This window comes from Holdemania sp. (assembly GCF_986127675.1).
The window spans coordinates 1-10826 of the sequence record NZ_CFQZWI010000011.1 but is presented as its reverse complement, the minus strand read 5'-3'; the positions used below and the strand labels follow the sequence as shown (position 1 = coordinate 10826).

Annotated in this window: 9 protein-coding genes; 6 read left to right on the top strand and 3 right to left on the bottom strand. The window is 52.4% G+C overall.

Annotated features, from left to right (window positions below; all coding sequences use genetic code 11):
• Positions 1-209: 209 nt before the first annotated feature.
• Both AC5OW4_RS03410 and AC5OW4_RS03405 read right to left on the bottom strand, forming a co-directional pair.
• Positions 210-365 (bottom strand): ATP-dependent Clp protease proteolytic subunit, encoded by a 156-nt coding sequence (locus AC5OW4_RS03410; RefSeq protein ID WP_493676654.1) that lies wholly within the window; start codon positions 363-365, stop codon positions 210-212.
• Positions 344-793, bottom strand: coding sequence for an ATP-dependent Clp protease proteolytic subunit (locus AC5OW4_RS03405; protein WP_493676645.1), 450 nt, complete (start codon positions 791-793; stop codon positions 344-346). Before AC5OW4_RS03405 ends, AC5OW4_RS03410 begins: the two co-directional genes overlap by 22 nt.
• Before the next feature lie 154 nt (positions 794-947).
• Here AC5OW4_RS03405 and gap point away from each other — a divergent pair, with 154 nt between their 5' ends.
• The 3 genes from gap to AC5OW4_RS03390 all read left to right on the top strand — a co-directional run bounded on the left by gap (position 948) and on the right by AC5OW4_RS03390 (position 4511).
• Positions 948-1958, top strand: a complete 1011-nt coding sequence (gene gap, locus AC5OW4_RS03400) for a type I glyceraldehyde-3-phosphate dehydrogenase (protein WP_072682983.1) — start codon at positions 948-950, stop codon at positions 1956-1958.
• Positions 1959-2170: 212 nt separating this feature from the next.
• The gene (locus AC5OW4_RS03395) at positions 2171-4258 is read left to right on the top strand and encodes a helix-turn-helix domain-containing protein (protein ID WP_493676644.1); all 2088 of its coding nucleotides are present in this window, start codon (positions 2171-2173) and stop codon (positions 4256-4258) included.
• Positions 4245-4511 (top strand): DUF4339 domain-containing protein, encoded by a 267-nt coding sequence (locus AC5OW4_RS03390; RefSeq protein ID WP_072682985.1) that lies wholly within the window; start codon positions 4245-4247, stop codon positions 4509-4511. The genes AC5OW4_RS03395 and AC5OW4_RS03390 overlap by 14 nt, the downstream gene beginning before the upstream one ends.
• Positions 4512-4678: 167 nt before the next feature.
• Here AC5OW4_RS03390 and AC5OW4_RS03385 read toward each other — a convergent pair whose 3' ends face one another.
• Complete coding sequence (locus AC5OW4_RS03385) at positions 4679-4924, bottom strand: hypothetical protein (protein ID WP_493676643.1); 246 nt, start codon at positions 4922-4924, stop codon at positions 4679-4681.
• Between the two features lie 123 nt (positions 4925-5047).
• Between AC5OW4_RS03385 and AC5OW4_RS03380 the strand changes: the two genes are divergently transcribed.
• The 3 genes from AC5OW4_RS03380 to AC5OW4_RS03370 all read left to right on the top strand — a co-directional run.
• A complete protein-coding gene (locus AC5OW4_RS03380; protein WP_493676642.1) occupies positions 5048-6784 on the top strand; it encodes an ATP-binding protein in 1737 nt (578 codons plus the stop codon).
• Positions 6781-10182 carry a leucine-rich repeat domain-containing protein gene (locus AC5OW4_RS03375; RefSeq protein ID WP_195397110.1) on the top strand — a complete coding sequence of 1134 codons (3402 nt, stop codon included), beginning with the start codon at positions 6781-6783 and terminating at the stop codon, positions 10180-10182. Before AC5OW4_RS03380 ends, AC5OW4_RS03375 begins: the two co-directional genes overlap by 4 nt.
• A partial coding sequence (locus tag AC5OW4_RS03370; RefSeq protein WP_493676641.1) for an AAA family ATPase occupies positions 10179-10826 on the top strand: 648 nt, incomplete at its 3' end. The genes AC5OW4_RS03375 and AC5OW4_RS03370, both read left to right, overlap by 4 nt.

Below are 10826 nucleotides of genomic sequence, written 5' to 3'. Positions count from 1 at the left end.
AGGGTGGGCAAACCGGTCTTGAGCGGCAAAGTTTCACTTCACTCGCCTTGAATTCAAACGATGGGAAAACAGGCGGAAATCAGTCGGATTGAAGGAAGCGGCAAGAACCGGCCATAACATAAAAAAAACGTCCGCAGAGAACCTGCGGGCGATTTAAGAGCTCGGTGGATGGGAAACGGGGATTGGAAATTCGTGCAATCTTCGCAGCGCTATTTTTGTTTATGCACCAGATCGTCGATCAAACCGTAATTCTTTGCCTCTTCGGCGCTGAAGTAGCGGTCGCGGTCGCTGTCTTCGCTGATTTCCCGCAGACTGCGGCCGGTGTCGCCGGCTAACAGTGTATTTAAGCGCTGGCGGATCTGCAGGATATGCTCGGCGGCAATCTTGACGTCGGCGGCCTGTCCCTGGACGCCGCCCAGGGGGGCTGGTGAATCATGATCTCACTGTTGGGCAGGGCATAGCGCTTGCCGCGGGTTCCTCCGGCTAACAGGACGGCGGCCATACTGGCAGCCATGCCCATGCAGATCGTCGATACGTCGCAGCGGATCAGCCGCATCGTATCGTAAATCGCCAGCCCGGCGCTGACGCTGCCGCCGGGGGAATTAATATACAGCTGGATATCCTGAGACGAACGCGAGGCCAGGTATAACAGCTGCGCGCACAGGCTGCCGGATACCGTGTCGTCAATCGGCGAGGTCAATAAAATGATCCGCTCCTTCAACAGACAGGAGATCAGATCGTAAGCCCGTTCGCTGCGGGCGGACTGTTCAATAATCGTAGGAATTAAGGTCATGGAGAAGACTCCTTTCCTTTTACAGTATGCCAGAATTCAGCGGATCAATACCTCGATGAAAAAAAATTGTAAAACCGTCAAGTGAAGTCATTCACAATTGACATTTTATGCCTTAAACACTATAATTAAGTCGTGTCATAAGGAGGTCTATAAAATGACAGTAAAAGTTGCGATTAATGGTTTTGGACGTATCGGACGTCTTGCTTTCCGCCAGATGTTTGTAGCCGAAGGTTATGAAGTTGTAGCCATCAACGATCTGACAAGCCCTAGAATGTTAGCTCATCTGTTGAAATATGATTCAGCTCAGGGCCCTTTCACAGGACATACAGTTGAAGCGAAGGAATCTTCGATCGTTGTCGACGGACACGAAATCGAAATCTATGCGAAGGCTGACGCGAAAGAACTGCCTTGGGGAGAACTGGGCGTTGACGTCGTTCTGGAATGCACAGGCTTCTATACATCGAAGGCAAAGGCTTCCGCTCATATCGAAGCCGGCGCGAAGAAAGTCGTCATTTCCGCTCCTGCCGGAAACGATCTGCCGACGGTTGTCTTCGGCGTTAACGAAGGCGTTCTGACAAAGGAAGACACCGTAATTTCCGCGGCTTCCTGCACCACGAACTGCTTAGCTCCAATGGCGAACACATTGAACAAATACGCTCCGATCGTCAGCGGCATCATGACGACAGTTCATGCTTACACAGGCGATCAGATGACTCTGGACGGCCCTCAGCGTAAAGGTGATCTGCGTCGTGCTCGCGCGGCTGCGATCAACATCGTTCCAAACAGCACCGGCGCTGCCAAAGCAATCGGTCTGGTTATCCCGGAACTGAACGGCAAGCTGATCGGCTCTGCTCAGCGTGTACCGGTTCCGACAGGCTCCACAACGCTGCTGGTTGCGGTTGTTAAGGGCAAAGATGTTACGAAAGAAGGCATCAACGCTGCGATGAAGGCTGCTTCCAACCCGTCTTTCGGATATACGGAAGAAGAACTGGTTTCCAGCGATATCATCGGTATCACTTATGGTTCTCTGTTCGATGCAACACAGACCATGGTTACCAAGATTGACGACGATACTTATCAGGTTCAGGTTGTTTCCTGGTACGATAACGAGAACAGCTACACAAGCCAGATGGTTCGTACAATCAAATACTTCGCTGAACTGTAAGAGCGAAAGTCAAAGGCATAAAGAAAGCGGCTTTTCCAAAGTCGCTTTTTTTTGCGCTTTTTTGTGGAAAAAAATAAAAATTTGACAGGAAATCCCCGGTAAAAACGGACTTTGCGGTCCACAGCGGTTGACAATCGGAGTGAAAACAGGGATGATATTAATGGATTTTTATGGCCCTTTTTATATCACAACAGAGGAAAGGAGTGCTGGACATGAATAAGCTGCCTGAAAAATTAACACAGCTAAGAAAATATAACGGGTTTTCACAACAGACTGTCGCCGAGAAAGCGCAGGTTTCGGTTCTGGATTATATGGCATGGGAGAACGGAAGAGCGATTCCGGATGTGGATCATCTGATCTTATTAGCGGAATGCTTCAATGTCAGTCTGGATGAGATGGTCCGCAACGAAGCGGTGAAGCTTCCGGAAAAGGATCTGCATGAAACACTGGATATTCCATTTATGAAGAAGCCGGAGGAGGAAGTGCCTGCCCCCCCGCTGATCAATGAGCCGATTCCGCCGCAGGAAAAGCTGGGTCAGACGCGCGTCATTCCGGCTGTGAAAGATCTGGAGAAGACCAAACCGCTGAACGTTGTTAAAGAATCCCCGGTATCGCCGCATGCCGCCGGTACAGCCCGGCCGAAACCCGGACCGGCCAGCGTCAAAAAGAAGAAACAGACTCAACTGATCGGCGCGGCTGTGGGGATCGGATTAGGCGTGCTGCTTCTGATTCTGGCGCTGAACAGCTTGAGTGGCGGAAAAAAGGAGAACGTCACCAACATCATGACCGCGGAAAATCGGATTGCGGCGGGCGAGGAGTTCACGCTAGTGCTGAATACCGACGGGACGGTGAAAGGCCAGGGCAGCAACGACGAAGGTCAGCTTGACGTCGGCAGCTGGGCGAACATCACCTCCATCAAGGCGGGAGCACGGCACAGCGTCGGCTTGAAGAAAAACGGCATGGTCGTCGCGGCCGGCAGTTCCCGGCAGCATCAGACCGAAGTCGGCGAATGGAGCGGGATCACGGCCATTGCGGCAGGTGAAAATCACACGCTGGGATTAAAAAAAGACGGGACTGTTGTCTGCACTGGCGACAACAGCGCTAAACAATGTGAAGTTTCTGAATGGAAGGACGTTGCGAAAATCGCCGCGGGCGGAGATATCAGCGTCGGCATTACCCGGGAAGGAAAAGTTCTGACCGCCGGCAGCAGCGCGGATGTATCCTCCCTCACCGACGTGCAGAATGTCGTGATCAGCGGCGATACGTTGTTGATTATAAACAAGTCCGGAGGCCTTGACTGCATCCCGGGCAAAACCGGCGTCTGTCCGGCGAAGACGCCGTCGAACATCACGATGGCCGCTGCTTCCGCAGAGCACGTCCTGCTGCTTGGCAGCGATGGCACGGTGAGCGCCGAAGGCGATAAGGAATACGGCCGGCTGGAAGTTGAAGCATGGAAAGATGTGATCGCGGTTGCCGCGGGAGACAAGCATTCCGTCGGTTTGCTGAAAAATGGCAGTCTGGTTGCATCCGGAGATAACAGCCGCGGTCAGAGCGAAATGAACGATAACCACGAAGAAGAAAAACAGCTGGAGGCGGTTAAAAATATCACGATCAGTCAGACTGGCGATCAGATCAAAATCAGCTGGGATAAAGTGGAAAACGCGGATTACTATGAAGTCAGCGCCGCTTTGAAAAAGGAATATTCGGCCAAGATCGACGGAACTTCCGTTTCCTTAAATGGAAATTTGTTCGAGGATGGCAAGCAGGTGACTTTCAGCATCGTCGCGTATTCGCGGCAGGATGGTTTCAAGCCGTCGGAAGCGGCAACGCAGGTTTTCAATTATTTCGCTCCGACCGCTACGCCGTCGCAGACGCTTGCTTCCGTCGCTAACGTCAAGATCAGTCAGGACGCCAACAATGTCCGAATCAGCTGGGATGCGGTGGAGAATGCCGATTACTATGAAGTCAGCGTTACCAATCAAAACGGCTATCATGAGAAAGTCAGCGGGAACTCGGTTACGCTGCCCAACAGTTCCTTTGAGGATGGCAGACAGGTAACGATCACGATCATCGCCGGATCCAACAGCACGCTGTATGAGAATTCGGTGGAATCCGTTACCAATTACAATTATATCGCGCCGACCCCAACCCCAACGCCGACCCCGACGCCAACGCCAACCCCAACGCCAACACCAACGGTGCTTCCGTCACCGTCAGAATCATCAGAGCCGACGCCGACTCCGGAGGATGGGGGCCAAGGCGCAGATCAGGAAAGCGAGGATAATCATGGAAACGAATAATCGCTGGTATGTGCGCAGAAAAGATGGAAAGAAAGATGGCAGTTTCTCTGACGCGGAGCTGGCTGCTTTGATCAGTAAGGGGATCGTCGAGCCGGAGGATGAAATCTGGACGATGAAGATGACCGACTGGATGGCATTGAAAGATTCCATTTACAGTTTCTATCTGCCGCGTGAAGAAATGCCGTTCGTCCTGGAAGACACCGAAGTAGCGTTACAAACGGAAGTTCAATCCGCAGCTGACGAACAAGTTTAAGAAGCATAAAGAAAAACCGATTTCTGGATAAAGGAACCGGTTTTTTTCTATGGAGTGAGAAAAGAGAGACGAGCGTTAAACGCTACAGCTCTGTGTGGAGAACCGGCGTTACATGTCAGGGTCGTTGTTCCGCTGATCCTTTAAAATGAATAGACAGTTCAACAGGCTTAACGTATCAGTGTCGGCCAGATCCAGTCCCCAATCTTCCCGGAGTTTTCCAATTTGGTAGAAAGCCGCAAAGCGGTCAGGCTGGAACCGGAGCTGCCTGGCCGTTCTTTCAAGCCGCTGCGTATGGACTGTTGCCCCGGAGTATAGAATTTGTTTAACACAAACAGTTCCTGATGATTTCCACATTCCACGATGTCGCCGTCACGCATAATCAGGATCTGATCGGTGCTTTGAAGGGGGAACATCAGGGCCTGTTCGCCCGGGATTGGAGTTCAAACAACGGTCAGGAGAATAAGAATTGTCCAAAACGGGTTGAATCTTGACCAAATTAGTTGCTTTTCTATACTTCTTTAAGGAATGATGTTAAAATGAAAACGATAACAATTTACTTGCCGAAAGAGGGTAAGATGACGATGGGGACGCTTTTGATAAAGCTTGAGCCAGCCTTGATGCTGGGATTATTTTTTCTTGCGGAGCTGCTGGCTGCGCTTTTTCTGTTGTCTGTATGGCAGCGCTTACAGGTAAAGCAAAAGCAGGACAAGATCGAAAACTCAGCCCGGAATCAGGGCGACGCTCTGCTCTTAAAACAAACGAAAGCGGCGCTGCTGACGCTGCGTTTAAGCGACAAGATGCCGCTGGCGGCGTCCAGCGGTCTCAGCGCGCTTACGGGACTTTCATTTTCAGAGCTGAAGAGCGATATTCGAAAGCTGATGGACATTGGCGATCCTGCGGAAAGCCGGGCTTTTTTAAAACGTTACCAGAACTGGGACGGGACTGCGCTGCTCCATCAGCAATTTCAGACAGTAAATTCCAATCGGTGGCTGCGGTTGACGGTACAGCGCAGCGAGGATCAGACGGCTGACATCTTTCTGTTTGAAGACTGGACGGAAAATCATGAAACGATGCGGGCATTGGAAGTTCAGCTGGAAGAAGCCGAGGCCGCCAGCCAGTCGAAAACGACGTTCCTGTCCAAGATGAGTCATGAGATCCGCACGCCGATGAACGGCATTGTCGGCATGCTGACGCTGGCTCACCATGCGCTCGACGAAAATGCGCCGGCCATCGTTTATCTGCACAAAGCGGAAGAATTAGTTCAGTATATGCTTTCCCTGATCAACGATATTCTCGACATGTCGCGCATTGAAGCCGGGCGGATCGAGCTGGAAGAAAAAGAATTCGACATTCAGGATTTAGCGGAAAAACTGCGCAGTCTGTTTCAGAAAAATGTGGAGAACAAAGGCGTGCAGTTTATTGTCGAGCTGCTGGATTTTGACGTGCATAATTTAATCGGCGATGAACTGCGAATTTCACAGGTGGTAATCAATTTTATCTCCAATGCCGTAAAATTTACCGAGCAGGGGGAAATCCGCGTAACCTTTCGTCAGATGCAGCGCTTAAACGGCCGGCTGGATCTTTTAATCCGCGTCCATGATACGGGAATCGGCATGGATCCGGAGTTTATCAGCCATCTGTTTCATCCATTTGAACAGGAAAGCACGGAAGTTACGAAAAAATACGGCGGCTCGGGTCTGGGGATGGCGATTACTGATCAGCTTGTACAGCTGATGGGCGGCGAAATTGTCGTTGATACGACGCCGGGACAGGGTACGGATTTTACAGTCCTGCTGAACCTGCCGATCGCCGCGGATCAGACCGTGAAAACCAGACGTGCGCCATCGCCGGCAGCCGCTTCCGGAACCACCTCGCTGCAGGGGCGGCACTTCCTGATGGCTGAAGATAATGAAATCAATGCGGAAATTGCCGAAAGCATGCTTGAAATGGCAGGAGCATCGCTGGATATTGCCCGGGACGGCGCGCAGGCGGTCGCGATGTTTGAAAGTCATGAACCGCATACGTACGACGCAATTTTAATGGATATCCAGATGCCGGTGATGGATGGAAGAACGGCGGCCCGGACCATCCGCGCTTTACCCCGCGAGGATGCCCGCCAGATTTTGATTTACGCTCTTTCCGCCGACGCTTTTGTCGAGGATCAGCGCGCTTCGCTGGAAGCCGGGATGAATGGACATTTTTCCAAGCCGATCAATTTTGAAGAAATGCAGAAAACACTGGCTGATGCGCTGAAAACGAGGGATTACCTATGAACGATAAAAAACAAATAAGATTGCGAATCGGGCTGACGGTTGTCGGCATCGCGGCGGGGATCATCGCCGGTTTGGCACTGTGGAAAATCTATCAGGCCGGCAGCCTGTTTGATCCTTCCCGGATTTCGCTGAACGAACAATTTCAGGAGAACCCAATTCAGTTCTCCGATCAGGAACAGCTTGGCACACAGGCAGGCGGTGAAAATGATAACGATCTTTTAAAGCAGGATCCGGACGCTGAGAATACGCAGAAACCAAAACAGAATCCCGGGGTCGCAGATACGCTGCAGAAAACGGAAGCGAACGACGCTCATCAGCTGGTCATCGGCGGGGAAGGGCAAGGCGCGCAGGTCGTGATCGATCCGGACAGCGAGCATGTAATCGTTAAGCCCGATGGCGGTCATCAAGGCGGAAGTGTGCCTGACCATAAACCGGAACCTGAGCCGGTTGTCGATCCCGATCCGGTGCCTGAGCTGCCGCCGGACATCTTTGAACTCTGGGGTACAAAGCCGTTTCCGGAAGAGGGAATTTCGCAGGGAAGCGATCAGAAACTCGAAGTCAACGTCTATGAAGGAGATCTCAGCCTGATTTATTATGGCGCGGTATTGGACGACTGGAAATTGTTATGTGCTGCGAATTTTTATATTTTTGAGGGCGGCGAGATCTACCGGATTGAAGCTTATGGCGAAAATTTTGAAATTGGCGATTATCCGCCGGTCGCGCTTGAGGACTTTACAGTAGCGTTCCGGATCCGGCGGAATCCGCAAAGTCCCTGGCAGACGATCACGGTCGACTATACGATCCAGTCCTATAAGATTTTTGTTCAAAACTGGCAGGCGGGCGATTATCTGACTACCTACAGTCCGGGCCAGAAGATCAATCTGATTCATTATTATCACTCCATGCTGCCGCAGGAAGGCCCGCTGAAGACCTTATTCTTAGGCTGGTCGCTGGATGGGAAAACTGCGGTCAATCCGTTGTTTGTCCCGGATCATGCCGGCCGGCAGGTGCTTGTTCCGCTGCCGCTGGCAGAGTTGGACGCCAATCAGGAAATATCTTGGCAGCAGGATTTTGATGAAAATTCTTTTGCCTATTTGGAATATGTGCAAACGCTGACCGGACTTGTCCAACCGGCAGAACAGCTGAGCGTGTCAGAAGGCGTGCAGTGGGTTGATCTTTCGGCTTCCGTCGATACGGTTTCATTGCCGAAGTCCGTGTATAAAATCAGCAATCAGAAACTGACGCCGCGCTTTGCCTGGAGCGTGGATGCGGGAAATCCGTATCTGAGTTCAGAAGATGGTCTGCTTTACAACAAAGCGAAAACCCGCCTGCTTCAGATCCCGTTATCCCGCACGGAAATAACGCTGGACGAGCAAGTCGAGGCGGTAGAACTTACGACGGGAAATCATATTCAGCGGCTGATTCTGACCTCTGATCAGCCGGTGGAAATGGATCTGAGCCAGCTTCACGGCGCGGAAATTGTAGTGCCTTCGGGAACGGAGTGGCGGTATTTGTCCCGCTGGGGCAGTCAGCTTGCCGATAATCAGCTGGTCCGCGACGATGGTCAGGCGATTCGGTATCGTGTTGAAGGTGAAGCGCTGCTTTCGGAAGACGGTACGCAGCTGTTAAGCATGCTTGCCAGCGCTGAGGGGATTGTAAGAATTCCTGAGGGCGTCGTTGAAATTCTGCCAGGCGCCTTGGAAAATCTGGAAAACGTAGAACTGCTTCTGCTGCCCGCAAGTGTAAGCCAGTTGGATTCCGCGAGTATAACCGCGAATATTCCGCAGATCGTGTGTCTGGGCGAAGCGCCGGAAATTCAGCCGGACAGCTTTACGGATCTGACCGCGGTCAGCGCCTGGGTCAGCGAAGCTCAGGCGGAGAGCTATCGCAGCCGCTGGGCAGCACTGCTGGAGAAGCAGCCGCAGATGTTGCGGACCGCCGCAGAACTGAGCGTCAAAGCGGAAGGCAACTTTGAAATTCTGACGCTGGACCAGGAACGGATTCTGTTAAGCGCGGAAATGTGTCCGACATTCTTAAGCGCCGGGGACTGGCCGCAGGGAATTACCCGAATTGGCAGCCGGGCCTTTGCCGGCAACGCTGCGCTGTTTGCGGCGGAGATTCCGGAAAGCGTGGAAGCGATCGGCAGGCATGCTTTTGCCGACTGTCTTAAGCTGGAAGGACTGGTCAGCTTGAATCCGACCGCAATCACCGTGCAGGATCAGGCGCTGGAAGGCGCACCCAAACTGCATTTTGCGGCATTCAATGCCGGTCATGCGGAATTTGTCAATGACTATCAGCCTTCAATACCGGGGTTCGCGCCGGAAGATACCTATTTCAACTATGAATATCCCTATAGTTTCCATTACGCAAATCATCATTATTCTCTGGAACAGGTCGGGGAGACGGGCTTGTTGTATGGCTGGGGCGAAGATCTGGATCCCCAGGCACTGGCAGTTCTGCAGTCTACTTGGAATGCGGCTGGCGAAATTCCGCTGCTTCCGCATACGCGGGGGATCGACGAGGCGGCGTTTAAAGACTGCGCCAATCCGTTTACCTTAACAAATGGAGAAGAACTGACCTGGATCATGGATTCCGCGTTTGAAAATTCAGGGTACTCCGGAACGTTCATCTTGCCGGAAGGTCTGGAGTATATTGGAATCCGTTCCTTTTCGAATTGTGTGAATCTGGAAGCTGTCCGCTTTACCGGCAGTTCTCTGACGCAGATAGAAGATTCTGCATTTGAAGGATGCGTCTCGCTGGCGACAGTTGAATTTGCACAGGACAGCGCGATCGACATGATCAGCACAGCGGCTTTTGCCAATACGGCGTTGAAAACCATTGATCTGCCCGCCAGTCTGACGGCGTTGGGAACTGAAGTTTTCTATGGATGCACTCAACTGAGTGAAGCGATTTTTCACAATCCGCAGCCGCCGACGCTGGTCGTGCCGAGCTACGCAATGCCATTTTATTTCGGCGACGCGCTGCCGGAAGATTTCCATGTCACATTGACCGATCCAGCCTGGACGCAAGCGTATGTCGACCAGTGGAAAACACAATTAATGGGCTATGGAAGTCCGGATGAAATGACTGCCGGGGAACTGGATGAGGGCGAGCGGCGAGCCTGGCAGCTGTTTGGGGGACAACGGTCTGCGACCTCTCTGATGGAGCCCGCGGCGTCCCTCAGTCCCGAACCTTCTCCGGAAATAGAATCTGCGCCAGAATGGGATCCGGCAATTCCGACTCCCGAGGCAACAGCGCCCATTCCGGAATCAACGGCCGCACCGGATTCGATTCCGCCCAAAGCAATAGAGAACAATGACCCGGCGGTCATCCCGCCGTCGATTGAAGCAACGCCGCCATCAGAGGCAATACCGCAGACACAGGAGGGACAGTCATGATTATTGAACAATCGGAACAAATTATCCGCGAAGTTTCCAAAGCGTTTACCGGGAAAGATGAAATCATCCGCAAGGTGCTGATGACGATCTATGCCGGCGGCCATATCCTGTTGGAAGATTGCCCGGGCGTGGGAAAAACAACGCTGGCCCTGGCTTTTTCCAAAGCGCTGGGGCTGGATTATCAACGAGTTCAGTTTACGCCGGACACGCTGCCCTCCGATATCACCGGTTTCAGCATGTTCAACCGCCAGACGAATCAATTTGAATACCGTGAAGGCGCGGCTGCCTGCAACCTTTTGTTAGCAGACGAAATCAACCGGACGTCGCCGAAGACACAATCCGCGCTGTTGGAAGCCATGGAGGAACATCGCGTCACCGTCGATGGTGCGACACATCGGCTGCCTGATCCGTTTATCTGCATCGCAACGCAGAATCCGTTGGGAACGACCGGCACGCAGCCGCTGCCGGAATCGCAGATGGACCGTTTCATGGTACGGCTTTCGATCGGTTATCCGGCAACGGAGGATCAGGTGCGGATTCTCAAAGCCCGCCGTTATGTGAACCCGCTCGATGAGATCCAGAAAATCGCATCCCGCGAGAATATCCGCGAAGTGCAGAATTATCTGACTTCCGAGATCGGAAGA

What these genes read in the sequence shown, in the direction of transcription:
- AC5OW4_RS03405 (WP_493676645.1), bottom strand. Translation starts at nt 793, where the DNA reads ATGACCTTAATTCCTACGATTATTGAACAGTCCGCCCGCAGCGAACGG.
- gap (WP_072682983.1), top strand. Translation starts at nt 948, where the DNA reads ATGACAGTAAAAGTTGCGATTAATGGTTTTGGACGTATCGGACGTCTT.
- AC5OW4_RS03395 (WP_493676644.1), top strand. Translation starts at nt 2,171, where the DNA reads ATGAATAAGCTGCCTGAAAAATTAACACAGCTAAGAAAATATAACGGG.
- AC5OW4_RS03390 (WP_072682985.1), top strand. Translation starts at nt 4,245, where the DNA reads ATGGAAACGAATAATCGCTGGTATGTGCGCAGAAAAGATGGAAAGAAA.
- AC5OW4_RS03385 (WP_493676643.1), bottom strand. Translation starts at nt 4,924, where the DNA reads ATGTTCCCCCTTCAAAGCACCGATCAGATCCTGATTATGCGTGACGGC.
- AC5OW4_RS03380 (WP_493676642.1), top strand. Translation starts at nt 5,048, where the DNA reads ATGAAAACGATAACAATTTACTTGCCGAAAGAGGGTAAGATGACGATG.
- AC5OW4_RS03375 (WP_195397110.1), top strand. Translation starts at nt 6,781, where the DNA reads ATGAACGATAAAAAACAAATAAGATTGCGAATCGGGCTGACGGTTGTC.